The 16,811-nt window shown below is 74.9% G+C and carries 14 protein-coding genes and 1 pseudogene; 9 read left to right on the forward strand and 6 right to left on the reverse strand.

Annotation, left to right across the window (positions count from 1 at the left end; translation table 11 throughout):
• The first annotated feature begins 165 nt into the window (after positions 1-165).
• Both ACIOHG_RS10500 and ACIOHG_RS10505 read left to right on the forward strand, forming a co-directional pair.
• Positions 166-1,584 carry a hypothetical protein gene (locus tag ACIOHG_RS10500; protein ID WP_400947903.1) on the forward strand — a complete coding sequence of 473 codons (1,419 nt, stop codon included), beginning with the start codon at positions 166-168 and terminating at the stop codon, positions 1,582-1,584.
• 110 nt (positions 1,585-1,694) lie between these two features.
• Positions 1,695-2,045 carry a tetratricopeptide repeat protein gene (locus ACIOHG_RS10505; protein ID WP_400947906.1) on the forward strand — a complete coding sequence of 117 codons (351 nt, stop codon included), beginning with the start codon at positions 1,695-1,697 and terminating at the stop codon, positions 2,043-2,045.
• A gap of 74 nt (positions 2,046-2,119) precedes the next feature.
• Here ACIOHG_RS10505 and ACIOHG_RS10510 read toward each other — a convergent pair whose 3' ends face one another.
• A complete protein-coding gene (locus ACIOHG_RS10510) occupies positions 2,120-2,842 on the reverse strand; it encodes a hypothetical protein (protein ID WP_400947908.1) in 723 nt (240 codons plus the stop codon).
• A gap of 171 nt (positions 2,843-3,013) precedes the next feature.
• Between ACIOHG_RS10510 and ACIOHG_RS10515 the strand changes: the two genes are divergently transcribed.
• Positions 3,014-3,439, forward strand: coding sequence for an SRPBCC family protein (locus tag ACIOHG_RS10515; protein WP_400947910.1), 426 nt, complete (start codon positions 3,014-3,016; stop codon positions 3,437-3,439).
• 15 nt (positions 3,440-3,454) lie between these two features.
• On the opposite strand, the gene ACIOHG_RS10520 is transcribed toward ACIOHG_RS10515, so the two are convergent.
• A complete protein-coding gene (locus ACIOHG_RS10520) occupies positions 3,455-5,587 on the reverse strand; it encodes a SpoIIE family protein phosphatase (RefSeq protein WP_400947913.1) in 2,133 nt (710 codons plus the stop codon).
• Between the two features lie 386 nt (positions 5,588-5,973).
• On the opposite strand from ACIOHG_RS10520, the gene ACIOHG_RS10525 reads away from it, so the two are divergent.
• Together ACIOHG_RS10525 and ACIOHG_RS10530 are read left to right on the forward strand one after the other, a co-directional pair.
• Entirely contained in the window at positions 5,974-6,138 is a 165-nt protein-coding gene (locus ACIOHG_RS10525) for a hypothetical protein (protein ID WP_400947915.1), read from the forward strand.
• Positions 6,139-6,466: 328 nt separating this feature from the next.
• A complete protein-coding gene (locus ACIOHG_RS10530; RefSeq protein ID WP_400947917.1) occupies positions 6,467-8,041 on the forward strand; it encodes an arabinogalactan endo-beta-1,4-galactanase in 1,575 nt (524 codons plus the stop codon).
• A 307-nt stretch (positions 8,042-8,348) separates the two neighbouring features.
• Here ACIOHG_RS10530 and ACIOHG_RS10535 read toward each other — a convergent pair whose 3' ends face one another.
• Positions 8,349-9,560 carry a glycoside hydrolase family 6 protein gene (locus tag ACIOHG_RS10535; protein ID WP_400947920.1) on the reverse strand — a complete coding sequence of 404 codons (1,212 nt, stop codon included), beginning with the start codon at positions 9,558-9,560 and terminating at the stop codon, positions 8,349-8,351.
• Positions 9,561-9,832: 272 nt separating this feature from the next.
• The gene (locus tag ACIOHG_RS10540; RefSeq protein WP_400947922.1) at positions 9,833-10,645 is read right to left on the reverse strand and encodes an AraC family transcriptional regulator; all 813 of its coding nucleotides are present in this window, start codon (positions 10,643-10,645) and stop codon (positions 9,833-9,835) included.
• A gap of 49 nt (positions 10,646-10,694) precedes the next feature.
• Here ACIOHG_RS10540 and ACIOHG_RS10545 point away from each other — a divergent pair, with 49 nt between their 5' ends.
• Positions 10,695-11,138, forward strand: a complete 444-nt coding sequence (locus tag ACIOHG_RS10545; RefSeq protein ID WP_400947925.1) for a DUF2000 family protein — start codon at positions 10,695-10,697, stop codon at positions 11,136-11,138.
• Positions 11,139-11,159: 21 nt separating this feature from the next.
• Here the strand turns inward: ACIOHG_RS10545 and ACIOHG_RS10550 are convergent, their stop codons facing one another.
• Positions 11,160-11,606, reverse strand: coding sequence for a hypothetical protein (locus tag ACIOHG_RS10550; protein ID WP_400947928.1), 447 nt, complete (start codon positions 11,604-11,606; stop codon positions 11,160-11,162).
• Positions 11,607-11,686: 80 nt separating this feature from the next.
• Positions 11,687-13,003 (reverse strand): annotated as a pseudogene (locus ACIOHG_RS10555) (metallophosphoesterase).
• Positions 13,004-13,628: 625 nt separating this feature from the next.
• Here ACIOHG_RS10555 and ACIOHG_RS10560 point away from each other — a divergent pair.
• The 3 genes from ACIOHG_RS10560 (at position 13,629) to ACIOHG_RS10570 (ending at position 16,801) form a co-directional block, all read left to right on the forward strand.
• Entirely contained in the window at positions 13,629-14,435 is an 807-nt protein-coding gene (locus tag ACIOHG_RS10560; RefSeq protein WP_400947931.1) for a lytic transglycosylase domain-containing protein, read from the forward strand.
• Positions 14,436-14,671: 236 nt separating this feature from the next.
• Positions 14,672-15,667, forward strand: coding sequence for a glycosyltransferase family 2 protein (locus ACIOHG_RS10565; RefSeq protein WP_400947933.1), 996 nt, complete (start codon positions 14,672-14,674; stop codon positions 15,665-15,667).
• 396 nt (positions 15,668-16,063) lie between these two features.
• Positions 16,064-16,801: a hypothetical protein gene (locus ACIOHG_RS10570; RefSeq protein WP_400947936.1), complete on the forward strand. Its 738-nt coding sequence runs from the start codon at positions 16,064-16,066 to the stop codon at positions 16,799-16,801.
• Positions 16,802-16,811 lie beyond the last annotated feature (10 nt).

The raw sequence follows: 16,811 nt of genomic DNA on the forward strand, positions 1-16,811 counted from the left end.
ACCGAGTGCCGGTGGAGGGGCCTCTCCTTTCCCGGAAATCCCCCTGGTGCGCACACTTCCCACACCGGGTGCAGTGGGGGTGACGGCGTGGCGCGAACCCGTGCACGGAGCGCTGTCGCGCGGGTAGGGTCGGTGACGTTTGTCGTTCCGGGGGAGGTAGTCCACGTGCTCGATCTGAGCCCTCGTCAGTCGGCGGCCGGGTGGCGGCCGTCGTCCGGTCCGGCGCCGGGGCGGGAGTGGCGCAACGGCCTGGCCGCCAATCCGGCGGCGCCCGCCGAGGTGCTGTGCCGGCTGCTGGAGGTCGGCGCGGAGCCGGGCTGGCTGGCGCGGCGGCCGGGGCTGCCGTGCCGGGCGTTCGAGGCGGCGCTGGCGCACGGCGACTGGCGGGTGCGGGCGGCGCTGGCGGAGCGGTCCGGCCTGCCGGTGCGGGTGCTGTCGGCGCTGGCCGGCGACCGGGAGCGCCGGGTCCGCCGGGCCGCGGCCTCGGCGGCGCACCGGGTGGCCCTGCCGGTGGCGGTGCTGTCCGCGCTGGCGGGCGACCGCGATCCGGAGACCCGGCGCCGGGTGCCGGCCTGCGCGGGGCTGCCGGCGGAACTGCTGGTGCGCCTGGCGCAGGACGGTTCGGCGCTGGTCCGGGCGGCGGCGGTGCGGGCGGGGAGCTGGGCCGAGCTGCCGCCGCGGGTGCGGGCGGCGCTGCGGGCGGACCGCGATCCGGCGGTGCGCTCGGCGGTGCAGCGGGCGCTGCGGGTGGAGCGCCCGCTGCCGGTGACGCTGGCGGGGTACATCGCGGAGAGCGACCCGGTGCGGCGGGAGCGGACGGCGGCGGGGGCGGCGCTGGAGCGGCGGCTCGGCCAGTGGCTGCTGCTGGACGACGAGCCGCGCATCCGGTGCGCGGTGGCGGCCAATCCGGAGCTGCCGACCGACCTGGCGATGGCGCTGGCGGGCGATCCGCACGAGGACGTCCGGCTGGCGGTGTCGCTGCGGGGCGACCTGACGGAGGATCAGCGCTCCACGGTGCACTACCGGTTGCCGGACGGGCCGCCGCCGGAGCTGCCGTGGGTGGCGGAGCGGGCGGGCGATCCGGCGGAGCTGCTGCGGCTGGCCCGGTCCTCGCACCCGTGGATACGGCGGGCGGTGGCGCTGTCCGAGCGGCTGCCGGCCGAGGCGGTGGTGCTGCTGGCGGCGGACGGCGAGCCGTCGGTGCGGCTGGCGCTGGCGGAGCACTGTGCGGACGCGCCGGGCGAGCTGCTGCGCTCGGTGTACCTGGAGCTGCTGGGTCCGGCCTCGCTGCTGGACCGGCCGGGGTTCGGGGCGCCGGGGCTGGCCGACTTGGCGGACCGTCCGGAGCCGGCCCTGCGGCTGGCGGCGCTGCGGGACCCGGAGGCGCCGCCGGAGGTGCTGGCGGCGCTGGCCCGGGACGCGGACCCGGTGGTGGCGCGGGCCGCGGCGGGCGATCCGCGGCTGCCGCTGGAGGTGCTGCTGGACCTGCTGGAGCGGGGCGCGCACCCGGTCGAGGCGGCGGCGAACCCGGCGCTGCCGGTGGCGTTCATGCACCGGCTGCTGGACCTGGCGGCCGACGCCTGACCGCTGCCGGACCCCGGAGGGGTACTGGAATACCCCCTGATCGGTGAATGTTCAACCACCTGTCGGGCCGCTACGGCCCGGCGGGACCCGGACCACGGGAAGGAACGGACATGACCACCGACCTCGGCCTGACGAGCGGCACCACCGCCGAGCGCTGGGACCGCGCCCAGCTGTTCTTCGACTCCAAGGCGTACGCGGACGCCGCGCGCATCCTGGTCGGGGTGGTCGAGGAGTCCCCCGAGCAGGTCGGCCCGCGGCTGCTGCTGGCCCGCGCCTACTACCACTCCGCCCAGCTGCGCCGCGCCGAGGAGCAGCTGCGCGAGGTGATCGAGCGGGACCCGGTGGAGCACTACGCCCACCTGGTGCTCGGCCGCACCCTGGAGCGGCAGGGCCGGAGCGCGGAGGCCGCGCCGTACCTGCGGCTGGCGGCCGCCTTCGACGGCGAGTTCCCCGCGGTCTGACGCGGCCCCGCACGGCGGAACGCCCCTGCCCCCGACCGGAGTTCAGGTCGGGGGCAGGGGCGTTTCCGGTCGGCTCACTTGGGGAGCTTGAGGTTCCACATCGTCAGGTCGGCCTCCAGCTCGCCGTAGCTGCCGTCGTCGGGGTGCAGGGCGGTGACGTTCACCAGCGTGATCGGCGAGCGGCCGTCCACGACGCACACCCGGTCGCCGACCACGACCTCGACCTCCTGGCGGACCTGAGTGGTCAGCAGGTTGCGGCAGTCCTCGGCGGTGGGGGCGCCGCCGCCGGTCCAGGTGGCCACCTGGCCCTTGATCTTCATGCCGCCCTGGATGCGCTGCGCGCTGGGCCAGATGTCGCCGAGGGTGTCCTTGTCGCGCACCCGCGGCGGGGCCGTCGACAGGTCGATGCCCGTCAGGCCGAAGCGCACCTTCCCGCTCCAGCTCACCCCTGCGGCGGCCGGCGGCGGGGCGGCGGCGGAACCCGGTTGGGTACCGGCCGACCCGCTCCCGGTGGAGGCCGTGACGACGTTCTGCGGGACGGGGGCCGGTCCCGCCGAGGGGCCCGAACCGCCGCCCCCGGAGAAGGCGGCGATCGCGCTCGCCACGCCGGCCGCGGCGCTGACCACGGCGGCGATCACGCCCCAGGTCTTGGCCGCCGAGGACCTCGGTTCCGGCCCGCCGGGCTGCGGGTGGCCCGGGTACGGCTGACCGGGGTACGGGTACTGGGGCTGCCCGTGCTGCGGCTGCGGGTGGCCGGGGTACGACCCGGGCTGCTGCTGCGGCGGCTGATCCTGCATCAAGTCCCCCGACCTGTGACGGAACTGGCTTGCTCGTGCCGAGAACGGCTGCCGGAACCTTAGCGGATCCGCCGACCTGCGCGCTCCTCCCGCCGGGCGCTGCCTTTGCCGTCCCCGCACGGTCCTTGGCAGGCTGGAGGGAGCGCCGTCGACGGAACGGAGGTGCCCGCGATGCGGACCCTGGAGGAGCAGATCGAGGTGACCGCCCCGGTGGGGGCGGCCTGGGCGCACCTGCACCGGGTGGCGGAGTACCCGCGTTTCGTCGGCGGAGTGGTGCGGGCGGACGCCCGGGGGCGGCACCACGCGCACCTGGACGTGGAGTTCGACGGCGGGCGGCACGCGGTGGACGCCGAGTTGACGGACCGCGGCCGGGGCCGGGTGATGAGCTGGGCGACCCGCACGGGGCCGCCGCTGCGCGGCACCTTCGCGCTGTACCCGCTGGACGCCGGGCACACCCGGGTGCAGGTCCGGGTCGAGTACGACCCGGAGGAGTTGACGGCGGCGCTGGGCGGGCCGCGCGGGTTCGCGCAGAGCCGGGCCGTCGAGGAGGCCGTCCGCACCGACCTGGCGCTGTTCAAACGCCTCTGCGAGGAGTGACCGCGGCTTCCCTCGTCAGGCTCCGAAGGGCAGCTCGGCCCAGATCACCTTGCCGCTGTCGGGGTAGCGGGTGCCCCAGCGCTCGGCGAGCTGGGCGACCAGGAACAGGCCGCGTCCGCCTTCGTCGGTGTCGGCGGCGTGGCGCAGGTGCGGCGAGGTGGCGGAGCCGTCCCAGACCTCGCAGATCAGCGCGCGGTCGCGGAGCAGCCGGACCCGGATCGGGGCGGCGGCGTACCGGATGGCGTTGGTGATCAGCTCGCTGAGCACGAGTTCGGCGGCGAAGGCCTGCTCGCCGAGGCCCCAGTCGTCGAGGCGGCGGGTGACGGCGGACCGGATGCGGGCGACGGCGGCGGGGTCGGCGGGGACGTCCCAGTCGGCGACGTGGTCGGCGGGCAGCGCGCGGGTGCGGGCGACCAGCAGCGCGATGTCGTCGGCGGGGGTGTCGGGCAGCAGGGCGTCGAGCAGGTCCTCGCAGGTCTGCCGGGGGCTGCGGCCGGGGCGGGCCAGGGCGGCGCGCAGCAGTTTCAGGCCGTGGTCGGGGGCGTGGCTGCGGGACTCCACCAGCCCGTCCGTGTACAGCACCAGGCTGCTGCCCTCGGCGAGCTCCAACTCGCAGCTCTCGTAGGGGAGTCCGGTGATGCCGAGGGGCGGCCCGGCGGGCAGTTCGGGGATCTCGACCCGGCCGTCGGGGTGGACCACGGCGGGCGGCGGGTGGCCGGCCCGGGCCAGGGTGCAGCGGCGGGCGACCGGGTCGTAGACGGCGTACAGGCAGGTGGCGCCGGTGATCGGGCGCTCGGGGTGGTCGGGCCCGGGGTGCTCCTGGTCGAGGCGGTTGACCAGGGCGTCGAGGTGGCCGAGGAGTTCGTCGGGGGCGAGGTCGAGGGAGGCGAAGGTGTGCACGGCGGTGCGCAGCCGGCCCATGGTGGCGGCGGCGTGCACGCCGTGGCCGACCACGTCGCCGACCACCAGCGCGACCCGGGCGCCGGAGAGCGGGATCACGTCGAACCAGTCGCCGCCGACGCCGGCCTGCGCGGGCAGGTAGCGGGAGGCGACCTCCAGGGCCTGCTGCTGGGGCAGTCCGGCGGGCAGCAGGCTGTGCTGGAGCGCGACCGCCATGGTGTGCTCGCGGGTGTAGCGGCGGGCGTTGTCGACCAGGACGGCGGCCCGGGCGGTCAGCTCCTCGGCGAGGGTGCGGTCCTCCTCGTCGAAGGCCGGGCGGGGGCGGGCCCGCCAGAAGGTGGCGACGCCGAGGCGGGTGTCGCCGACGGCGAGCGGCACCGCGATCAGGGTGTGCACCTGCTGCTCGCGCATCGCGTCGACGGTGCCCGGGCTGATGTCGTCCCAGGCGGCGAGCGCGGCCGTCAGGTCGGGTTCGGCGACCGAGCGGCCGTCGGCCACGGCGCGGGCCCGCGGGGTACCCGGGACCAGCGGCACGGCCGAGCCGGGCGCCAGCAGCGGCGACCACTCGCCGACCCCGGCGAGCGCGGCGCGGCGCAGCGGACGGTCCGGGCCCGGGTGCGGGTCACCGCCGTCGAGGACGCCCTCGTGCAGGTCGACGCTGGCGAAGTCGGCGAAGGCCGGGACGAGGGCGGCGGCGAGTTCCTGGCAGGTGCGGGTGATGTCGAGGGTGCTGCCGATCGAGCCGCCGGCCCGGTAGAGCAGTTCGAGCCGCCGCCGGGCGGTGTCCGGGACGGTGAGCGGGGCGCTGTCGCGGAGCGTGGCGAGCCGGCACGGCGGGCCGCCGGACCGGTCGGTGCGGCGCAGGTCGACCGCGAGGGTGCGGCCGCCGGCCCGCACGGGGACGTCGGTGGCCTCCTCCGGCCCGGCGTGCAGCAGGGTGGTGAGGGCGGGCGGCAGGCCGAGGGCGTCGAGCGGACTCCCCTCGCAGCCGGCGGGCAGCTCCAGCAGGCGGCGGGCCTCGTCGTTGGCGTACAGCAGGCGTTGGGCGTCGAGCAGCAGCACGCCCTCGCGGACCAGGGCGGGTTCGGGGGCGCAGGGGCGCGACCCCTCGGGGGGACGGCCCTCCTGGGGACGGTCCTCCGGGTGCCGGGGCTGCGCGCCCTCCTGATCGCCGGGCCGCGTATCCGGTTGCTCACGGGGCCGTTCACGGGGCGGCGGGCGGTCGGGGCCTCCGGTGGTGGGCGTCATCCGCGCCGTCCGGCCGGGGAGGGGGGCGTCGGCCCGGGACGCGGGCCCATGGGCAGTCGGCCTGCGGAGGTCCGGTCCGCGCCGCTGCGTCCACCGAGTGCTGCCCGAAACCGGGTCATACCCCCATTCCTACACTCCCCGGTCGGGCCGGGCCAATGGCCGCGCCCGGATTTCCGCTGCCGATGCGCTGCTTTTCATCCGCCTTTATTCGACTGACAATCCGTCAGGGGGTTGCCATGCTGTGCCGCATGGACATGGACGACGCGGAGAAGTGGGTCCCGCTGTTCGACTGGCCGAACGAGCCGGGCCGTCCCCGGCCGCACGAGCAGCTGGGCGCTTGACTGCGCGCCCACGGCATCGACTGGCGGGCGATCGACGAGCGGGACGTGCGGATCGACCACTACTGCGGCATCGGCCCGGACGGCCACTGGTGGGGCCGGCTGCGCCTGTGCGTGGACGCGAGCGCGCTGCGGCGCCTGGGCCTGCACCCCGAGCAGCCCTCGGCGGTTCCGGCCGATCCGCCACCGCCCGCGTGGTGGGGCCGCTGGTGAGCGCCGCCCGCCGGGGCGGCGGGTGGGTGCGGCGCTCCGGGGCAGCCGGTGGGTGCGGCGCTCCGCCTGACCCGCCCGGTGCTTGATCCGCTCGGTGCCCCCTCCCTCCGCTCAAGCTGTGCACGTTCACAGGATCTTGGCTCGAATGCCTTGCCAAGGCTCCCACCCATGCGGTTTTCTATGCGGAACACGTCGGATCTGGGTGTGTGTACGTTCCCATTCGGGCCAGGTCGCTGCCCGACCCCGACCGACGGGCTCCCCCACCCGGCCCGGCGGGCGACCGGTCCTCCCCACCGCGTCCCGCCCGCCCCCATCGCCAAGGACGACGATGCACCAGGCACTCAAGCGCGCGCTCGTCAGCGCCGCCGCCGCGATCCCGCTCGCCACCACCGCCGTCGCCGGCCTGCCCGGGACCGCCCACGCGGCCGCCGCGCTCGGCAACGGCGGCTTCGAGGCGGGCGGCACCGGGACCGCCACGCCCGCCGGCTGGTCCACCTACTCGGCGGCGGGCAGCAACGGCGCCTCCTTCACCGAGGCGGGCGGGCACGGCGGGTCCTACCGGCTCACCCACTACGCGGCCGCCGCGTACAAGGTGGAGACCTACCAGTACCTGTCCGGGCTGGCCGACGGCCGCTACACGCTGACCGCCTGGGTCCGCTCCGGCGGCGGCCAGAACTCGGCCTACCTGGCCCTGCGCAACTGCGGCTCCGCCGAGCAGCGCACCGACCTGCCCGTCACCCCGAACGGGGCCTGGGTCCGGCTGGTCACCTCGGTCCAGGTGACCGGCGGCCAGTGCACGATCAGCATCAACTCCGATGCCAACGCCGGGAACTGGATCAACGTCGACGACGTCTCCTTCGCCCCCGGCTCGACCGGGGTGCCCGTCCGGGGCGTGGACGTCTCCACCCTGAAGAAGAGCGAGGACAAGGGCGGCGTCTACAAGTACGCCGACGGCAGCACCGGCGACGCGCTGAGCATCCTGCACGCCGACGGCGCGAACTACGCGCGCCTGAAGGTGTGGGTGAACCCCGCCGACGGCTACAACACCAAGGCCCGGGTACTGGCCATGGCCAAGCGCGCGAAAGCCCTCGGGATGGGGTTGCTGATCGACTTCCACTACTCCGACACCTGGGCCGATCCCGGCGCGCAGACCGTGCCCTCGGCCTGGTCCGGCTACAGCCTCGACCAGCTCGAGTCGGCGGTGTACGACCACACGTACGACGTCCTGAACACGCTGAAGGCGCAGGGCACCACCGCCGACATCGTGCAGATCGGCAACGAGATCAACGGCGGCGTGCTGTGGCCGCAGGGCTCCACCTCGAACTGGTCGAACCTGGCGGCCCTGCTCTCCCGGGGCGCCGAGGCCGCCAAGGCGGTGAGCGGGTCGACCAAGGTCGCGCTGCACCTCGCCAAGGGCGGCGACGACGCCGGGGCCCGGACCTTCTTCGACAACGCGGTGTCGCGCGGGGTGCCGTTCGACCTGATCGGGCTCTCCTACTACGGCTACTGGCACGGCCCGCTCAGCGACCTGCAGACCACCCTGGACGACCTGGCCGCCCGCTACGGCAAGCAGGTGTTCGTCGCCGAGACCGCCTACGCCTTCACCCTCGCCAACAACGACGCGCTGGAGAACAACCTCGCCACCGCCTCCCAACTGCAGGCCGGCTACCCCGCCACCCAGGCCGGGCAGGCGGCCAACCTGCGCGACGTGCTGAACGTCGTTGAGGCCGTCCCGAACGGCCGGGGCCTGGGCGTCTTCTACTGGGAGCCGACCTGGACCGCCGTCCCCGGCAACGGCTGGAACCCGGCCGATCCCGCCTCCGGCGACGCCTGGGAGAACCAGGCCCTGTTCGACTACGGCAACCGGCCGACCGCCGCGATGAGCTGGCTGCGCCACCGCTGAAACGGCCTCCGGCCGCTGTCCGCAGAGGTGGGCGCACGGCGCCCGGGCGAGGGTTTCGACGCCTCGCCCGGGTGCGGCCGGAAAGCGATTTCCCGTTGGTCCGGCGGACCTGACGGCGGGTTGCCGGAAAGCGTTTTCCGGTTGACTTGTCCGACCTGGCGCCATGGCGTCGGAAAGCGTTTTCCGGTTGGTTCGGCAGGCCGGGCGATGCGGTGCCGGAAAACGCTTTCCCGTTGGCCCTAGGGGGTTCGAGGGGGTCTGACGGGATCCGACGGAGCTGCCGGGGTCCGACGGGGCTGATGCCACGTCAGCGTGTCGGGAACAGGCCGGTGTTGAAGCCGAGCTTCGGGGTGGCGTTGGCCGCCAGGGAGTGGGCCTGCTCGGGCCACCAGCCGCCGGCGGGCGGGTCGACGGTGCCGTACTCGGGGTCGGCCGGGCCGGCGGTGCCGCGGGTGCAGCTGCCGTCGGACTCGCCGGGCACCTTGATCCACAGGAAGGCGTCCAGCAGCGGCTGGTGGGTGTCGGCGGTGGGCCGGGTGCCCAGGCCGCGGGCGGGCGGGTTGCACCAGGTCTGCGGGTCGCCGGTGTACTTGCCGGGCTCCGGCGTCCACGGGCCCTGCCCGTTGCGGCTGCTGTCGATCACGAAGTGCGTCAGCTTCGCGTCGGCGGGCACCCGGCTCGCGTACCAGGCGTCGGCGTCGGCGGCCGGCCAGTACTGGTTGGCGCAGGAGTCGGCGGTGGCGCCCGGGGTGTTCTGCAGGTACCAGACGCACTTCGACACCAGCGTGCCGTAGCGGATCAGCGCGGCGTCGGTCCGGTAGTTCGACACGTTCAGGAAGAAGCCCTGGGCGCGGCCCACGCCGGCGTCGATCAGCAACTGGGCCTGGGTGCCGGCGTTCTGCCAGCCGCTGTGCCCGGCGTCCAGGTAGACGACGGCCCGGCGCTGCTGCTGGAGCCGGTCGACGGCGGCGGAGATCTCGGCGAGGCGGTCCTGCTGCTGGGCGGGGGTGCCGCCGCAGAACGCGGGCGACAGCGCGAGGCCGTCGGGCTCCAGGATCACCACCGTCCGGCGGTCGCCGATGCCGCGGGCCAGGGCGTCGATCCAGGCCGCGTACTCGGTGCTGTTGGAGGCGCCGCCCGCCGAGTACTGCGAGCAGTCCCGGCCCGGCACGTTGTACGCCACCGTCACCGGCACCTGCCCGGTCCGCGCGGCCTTCGCCTGCAGCGCCGCCATCGCGTCGGTGGTCTCCTGCGGCGTCGCCGTGCCGTTGAACCACTGCGCGACCGGCCAGGAGGCCAGTTGCGCCATCGACACGGCCCCGGGCAGGTCGTGGGCCTTCAGGTCGGTCAGGGCCTGCTGGGCGGCCTTGCTCCCGGGGTCGACGTAGAACCGGGTGTCCGGCGCGAGGGTCCGCGCGGCGGGCGCCGCGGCCCGGGCGGGGACGGCGGCCAGGCCGAGACCGGAGGCGAGCAGGACGGCGAGCGAGAGCGCGGCTCGCACGGGGTGGGGTGGGCGCATGGCAGGTCTCTCCCGGCAGGGATCGGCGATCGGACGGAGCCGCCATGCACCCACCCCCGCCGACGCCCCGTCAAGGCCGCGCCCCGGCCGCCCGTCCCCACCCGCCCGCTCCGCTGAAACTTTCACCCGCCCTTCACCCGCCGCCGGGCGGCGTGCCTGCGGGCCCGCCGCCGTCCTGGCCGCCCCGACCACTCTCCTCGCCGCCCCGACCCCTCTCCTCGCCGCTCCGGCCGCCGGCCTCGCTGCGCCGTGGCCTCGGGAGGTTCGGCGGGCTACCGCTTGCGGCGGGCGTAGCGGCCCGGGGTGGTACCGAGGATGCGGCGGAAGTGGCGGGTCAGGTGGGACTGGTCGTGGAAGCCGAGGGTGGTGGCGACGGTGGCGGCGGGGTGGCCGTCGAGCAGGAGGCGGCGGGCCCGGTCGACGCGGCGGGCGGTGAGGTACTGGTGCGGGGGCAGGCCGAACGCGGCGCTGAAGGCGCGGACCAGGTGCGCGGGGTGGGCGTGCAGCAGTACGGCCGCCTGGTCGAGGGTGGTCCGTTCGGTGAGGCGGGCGTCGAGCAGGTCCCGCAGCCGGTGGGCGAGCGCGGGCCCGGCGGGCTCCACCGGCTCGGTGGGTGCGGGGGTGCGCGGGCGCAGCAGTCCGCGCAGGCGTTCGCCGATCAGGGCGAGCCGGCTCTCGGCCTCCAGTTCCTCGCCCACCGTGCCGAGGGCGGTGTGCAGTTGGCCGACCCGGTGGCGCAGCAGCGGGTCGGCGAGGTCCGGTCCGTCGACGGCGGCGCCGATCAACTCCTCGCCGATCCGGTCGGGTTCGAGGTAGAGGACGCGTTTGCGGAAGCCGCCGTCGGTGGCCGGTGAGCCGTTGTGCGGGACGTGCGGCGGCAGCAGGCTGACGGTGTCGTGCGGGGTGCCGCGGCGGTGGCGGTCGAGGTCGTAGCGGACGGCGCCGGCGTCGACGATCAGCAGGGTCCAGGAGTCGTGGACGTGCATGGGGTAGCGGTGTTCGGTGAAGTGCGCGTGGAACACCTCGACCACGCCGGGGACGTGCGGGCGCCAGGCCGTGACCTCCTGCCGGGGCGCCGCTGTCATGCAAAGAACGTACAAGACCGGGCGGCGGCCAGGGCGGCACGCTCACTCCATGGACACTCCTTCCGCCCCCGGCGCTCCCGCCACCCGCTTCGACACCAAGATCGCCGTCCTGCTGCGGGACGACCTCGCGCCCTGGCAGCGGCTGAACGTGACCGCGTTCCTGGTGAGCGGACTGGGTACCGCCGTACCGGAGTTGATCGGCGAGCCGTATGCGGACGCGGACGGCAGCGGCTATCTGCCGATGTTCCGTCAGCCGGTGCTGGTCCTGGAGGGCGGCCGGGAGTTGCTGGCCTCGGCGCACGGGAAAGCGGTTTCCCGCGGCCTTCCGCTGGCGGTGTTCACGGCGGAGCTGTTCGGCACCGGCAACGACCGCGACAACCGGGCGGCGGTCCGCGCCGTTCCGACGTCCGCGCTCGACCTGGTGGGCCTCGCCCTGCAGGGGCCGCGCAACGCGGTGGACAAGGTGCTCAAGGGCGCCCGGCTGCATCCCTGAGCAACTGGCTTGCTTCAGTCATCAGTTGTGGCCGTCGCCCGTTCGCCGCGCGACGATCGGGATCACTCGGGCGAAGGAGGCGAGGCTCTTGCCCTCCTCGCCGAGCAGCACCCGGTGGGCGTTGTTGAACGGGAAGGCGGTCACGCCCAGGACGCGGACGGCGGGGCCGCCGGAGTCCTCGCCCCCGTCGGTCCACTCGCCGCCGAAGGCCCGCACCAGCACCTCGCCGGTGTAGGCGCCGGCCAGCCGCCACCACAGGTCGAACCGCTTCTCGTTCAGCGGCTGGTCCGCGATCAACTCGGCGCACACCGCGTCGAGTTCGACCAGACTGTCGACGCTCCAGTCGAGCCGCCGCCCGTGGTTGTCGGCCACCAGCGCCACGCACTGCTCGGCGATGAACGCCAACGTCACGGGCTGGTCCCGCTCCTGCTCCTCTTCCCGCCCCGGCTCCGGGGACTGCTCTTCCATGCCCGGAATACTGCCTCGCGGGCCCCGGACCCGGCCACGGATTATCGACCTGGCCGGGTCGGGCCGGGCCGTCCCCGGGATCAGGCCCGGAGCGAGGCCAGGGTGACGACGGTGATGTCGGAGGGGGCGCCGACCCGGACGGGTGGGCCCCAGGCACCGGCGCCGCGGGTGACGTAGAGCTGGGTGTCGCCGTAGCGTTCGAGGCCGGCGACGGTGGGGTTGGCCAGTTCGGCGAGGTAGTTGCCGGGCCAGAGCTGGCCGCCGTGGGTGTGGCCGGAGAGTTGCAGGTCGACGCCGTGCCGGACGCTGTCGTGGATGGTGACGGGCTGGTGGGCCATCAGGACGGCGGCCCGGCTCCGGTCGCGGTCGTCGAGCGCCCGGCCGTAGTCGGGGCCCTAACCCTGCGCGGTGCCGGCGAGGTCGTTGACCCCCGCGAGGTCGAACCAGGGCAGTTCGACCCGGGCGTTCTCCAGCGGATGCAGGCCGAGCTCGCGGACGAACTCCACCCAGGGCGCGGCACCGGAGAAGTATTCGTGGTTGCCGGTGACGAAGTACGCCCCGTCCTTGGCCCGCAGGTCGGCCAACGGGCGGGCGGCGGGGCCGAGTTCGGGGACGGTGCCGTCGACGAGGTCGCCGACCACGGTGATCAGGTCCGGCTGGACGGCGTTGATGGTGTCGACGATCCGCCAGGTGTGCGCCTTGCCGAGGATCGGTCCGAGGTGGATGTCGCTGACCACCGCGATCCGGTAGCCGTGCGCGGCGCGCGGCAGCTTGGCCAGCGGGACGGTCACCTGCTTGACCCGGGGCCCGCGCAGCACCCCGTACGCACCGTTGCCGACCACGCCGACCGCGACCCCCGCCGCGGCCCCCGCCACCACCCGGGAGACGAACAGCCGCCGGGACGGCACCGGGGGCGCCCCCTCCTCCCCCGTCGCGCTCTCCTTCACGGGCTCCTTCGTGGTCTCAGCGGTCTCGGCGGGCTGCTCGGCGGGCTGCTCGGCGGGCTGCTCGGCGGGCTGCTGCGCAGGCTCGGCGGGCTCGGTGCGCTGCTCCGTGGGTTCGGCGCCGGCGGCGGGCCGGGTGCGGGCGAGGCGGTGCAGCAGGGGGCGGACGGCCTCACCGGCCAGCAGGGCGAGCAGGAGGTAGAGGAGGACGGCCAGCCAGAGGTAGCCGGGCCAGGCGAACCAGCGTTCCACGGCGAGCGGGAAGGCGCGGCCGCCGACCAGGGCGAGCAGCGAGAGGACGGGGAGCAGGACGATCAGCACGGTGCCGGTCCGCCGGTACGCGCCGCCGGGCGCGGACACGTCCCGGACCGTCCGCCGCCACACGTACCAGTGCGCCAGCCCGAGCAGGCCGAGTGCCGCCACCACCGCCACCGCCACCACCGCGATCTTCATCGGGCCAGTATCGGGGCGGCCGGGACGGGTGGGACGCCCGGGGTCGTACCGCGTCGTACCGCGTCGTACCGCGTCGCACCGGGTCGCCCGGTGCGGATGGCGCTCCTGGCGCAGATGGCGTGGAGAGCGTGGAGAGCGCGAGTGGGGGCGGACACGGACGGCGAGTGGTCGATCGGGTGCGGACGGTGCCGGTGCGCGAACGGTTCCGCCCCGGGGGCTGTGAGGCCGCCCACACCACCCCTGGGCACTACGACCCCCGATAGTCGAGGCGTGGCGGGCTCCCGGCGGGGGCGGCCGTCCGGTCTGTCGCGGGCGCCGACCGGAGTGGGGCTTCCGCAGGTCAGGGGCGTGGCCGACGGGAGCGGACGGGCGGGCCATCCGGCCTGGTGCCGCGGCCCGGGCGGCCCGGTCCGCCGCCGTTCCGCACCCCTTCATCTCCTACGGGGAGTAGTTCCGGTGCTGATTGATCGACAGTTTCGGGTCTGCCAAGAATGACCCCCATCCACCGGCCGGATCGCCTTCCCGCAGGTCCGTCCTCCCGTTTCCGCTTTCTTCCGTCCCTCCGGCCGTCCGGCCCGCGCGAGATGAGGTCGCCGTGCAGCACCGCAGGACCCATCGCAGGACCTTGAGCCTCCCGGAGAAGCTCCGCCGCCACCGGCACGCGGTGGTGACGGGTGTCGCCACCCTCGCGGTGGCCGGTACCGCCACGCTGGCGATCGCCCTGCCGCAGGACTCGACGCCCGTCGCCGCGAACACGGTCTCGGCCGACGCCCCGCAGCTGTCGGCGGACGCGCTCGCCGCCTCCGTCGCCTCCGAGTCCGCCCGGGCCGAGGCCGAGGCGCAGGCCGCGGCGAGTGCCAGTGCGGCCGGCGCGGCGAGTGCCAGCGCCAGTGCCAGTGCCAGTGCCGCCAGTGCAAGCGCGGCGAGTGCGAGTGCGGCCAGTGCGAGTGCGGAGGCCGAGGCCAAGGCGAAGGCCGACGAGGAGGCGAAGGCCGCCGCTTCGGCGTCCGCCGCCGCGTCCGCGTCCGCGTCGGCCCGGGCGAAGGCGGAGGCCGCGTCCCGTGCGCAGCAGCGCCAGGCGCTGCCGAGCGCCACGCCGTTCGCGTCCGCGTCGTCGCCCGCCCCCGCCAAGTCCTCGGTGGCCGGCGGGACGCCGCAGCAGATCGCGGCGCAGCTCGTTCCGGCGGGCCAGTTGTCGTGCTTCTCGAACATCGTGGAGCGCGAGTCGAGTTGGAACGTGCACGCGACCAACGCGTCCTCGGGGGCGTACGGGCTGATGCAGGCGCTGCCGGGTTCGAAGATGGCCTCGGCGGGTGCGGACTGGCGGGACAACCCGGCGACCCAGATCACGTGGGGCCTGCAGTACATGAACGAGACGTACGGCAGCCCGTGCGCGGCGTGGTCGTTCTGGCAGTCGCACAACTGGTACTGAGCGCGGGGCGGGGGCGGATGGCGGGCACCGACTCTCCCCCGCTCGCCCACCGTACGTACATCTGACGATACGTCAGTAAGTCGCGGCGTTCCGCCCTCTATCCGGACATTTCATCGCACAGTCTTGTCCGTTCGGTGAAGATTCCGCGAACGTCCCGCACGCGATGTCCGGATTAATCACTTTCGAGCGGCTTCCGACCTTTGCCTCAGGCTGTCCCCGCCCATAGCCTCCCGCCCATGGCCCCACCACTGATCACCGTCGTACTGCCCGCGCACGACGAGCAGGGACAGCTCAAGGACTGTCTGGACTCACTGCTCGGGCAGTCCTTCCGGGAGTTCGAGATCATCGTGGTGCAGACCCCCTCCCCGCACTGCTCGGAGCGGCTGGTCGAGGCGTACGAGCTGCGCGACGCCCGGGTCCGGGTGCTGCGGCTGGAGGAGGAGACCGGGATCGGGCGGGCCCGGATGGCGGGCGCCGCGCACGCGCGCGGGCAGTACCTGCTGTTCCTGGACGCCGACCACCTGGTGGCGGAGGACGCGTTCGAGGCGATGGCGGCGCGGCTGGCCGAGACCGGCGAGCTGGACGTGCTGCTGTTCGGCCACAACCGGGAGCACCGGGGCAAGCTCTGGCCGGGCGGCGCGGCCGAGCTGCTCGCCGCGGCCGGGCCGGCGGTCTTCGCCGCGGCGGACCGTCCCGAACTGTTCGGCGCCCCGCCGCTGGTGTGGGACCGGCTGCTGCGGGCCGGCACCGTCCCGGCGTTCCCGGACGGCTTCTACGAGGAGGTCTCGGCCGTGCACCGGACCCTGCTGGCGGCCGGGCGGGCGGCGGTGCTGGAGCGCGAGTGCGTCACCATCCGCCGCCGCCACACCCTGCACCCGGCGGGCAGCCCGGGCGCCAGCCACTTCGACCTGCTCGACCGCTACGAGAGCACCTTCGAGCTGCTGGACGCGCAGCCCGCCGAGGCCGAGCAGGTCACCGCCGCGGTGCGCCCGCACCTGTTCACCCGGATGGTCCGGCACTACCTGTTCGTGCTGGACCTGCCCGGCTGCCTGACCCGCACCGAACGCCCGCAGTTCTTCCAGCGCGCCGCCGAGCACTACCGGCGCTTCCTGCCGACCGGCTACCGGAAGCCCGAGGGCCGCGAAGGCATCAAGTTCTCGCTGCTGGCCTCGAACTCGTACGCCACCTTCGAGGTCGCCAAGTTCTCCCGGTTGGCGGGCCTGGGTCGCTGAGCCCCGCGCAGGCTGGCGCACCGAGCGACACGCCGGCGTACCACGGTGTACCAACGGTCCTGACGGGGCAAGGGAAGTGTGGGGGAACGGCGGGGCCTGACCACCTGTCAGAAGTACGCGGACGGTAGAGTCCCTCCCCGCGCCGACACTTCCCCGCGCCAGCTCCGTGCACCACCGGACCGGAAGGCGAACTCCGCGATGTCCTCCCCTGCTTCGGCCTCCGCCGCGTCCCCGGGCGCACCCGCCGCACCCGTCATCGGTGACCCCGCGCCCGTACCCGTTGCCCCCGTACCCGTTGCCCCCGTACCCGGGCTCGGCGCACCCGGCGACGTTCCGGACCCGGCGGGCTCCCCGGCCTCCGACGCGGTGCTCTCGCTCGACGGCCCGATCCCGCCCGTGACCGCGACGGCGAGTCCGCTGCCGCCGCAGCAGCAGCTGTCCGGCTGGGCGGTGCTGCTGCTGGGCGCGGTGCTGCTGGCCGAGGCGTTCGTCTGCGTGGCGGTGCTGGTCAGCGTCTGGACGCCGCTCACGACGTTGACCGCCGAGCGCGCCCCGACCGGTGACCCGGCGGTGTGGACGGTGCTCGGCCTCGGGCCCTGGCACCTGACCTCCAACACCGCGATGCTGCTGGCCGTGCTCGCCGCCAGCGGCCTCGGCAGCTTCGTGCACGCCGCCACCTCGTTCGCCACCTACGCGGGCAACCGCCAGCTGCTGCCGAGCTGGCTGCCCTGGTACCTGCTGCGCACTGCGATCGGCGCCGCGCTGGCCCTGCTGATCTACTTCCTGCTGCGCGGCGGCCTGTTCGCCAACGGCACCGACGGCACCGCGACCAACCCGTACGGCTTCGCCGGGATCGCCGGTCTCTGCGGCCTCTTCTCCAAGCAGGCCACCGACAAGCTCCGCGAGGTCTTCGACACCATCCTGACCACCCGGGACGGCGCGGGTGACGACGAGCGCGAAGACAAGATCCAGCCCACCGCCCCGACCTCCCCGCCCGGAACCAACGGAACCAGCGGAACCGCCGGGAGCACCGGGAGCACCGGGCCCGCTGCTCCCGCCGCCCCCGGCGCTCCGGCGGCCCAGGCCGCTCCGGTCATCCCCGTCCAGGCGTCCGCCGCCCCCGACGCGGGCTGAGCCGGCGCCC

It is taken from the genome of Kitasatospora sp. NPDC088134 (genome assembly GCF_044741705.1).
In the GTDB taxonomy this organism is placed as follows: domain Bacteria; phylum Actinomycetota; class Actinomycetes; order Streptomycetales; family Streptomycetaceae; genus Kitasatospora.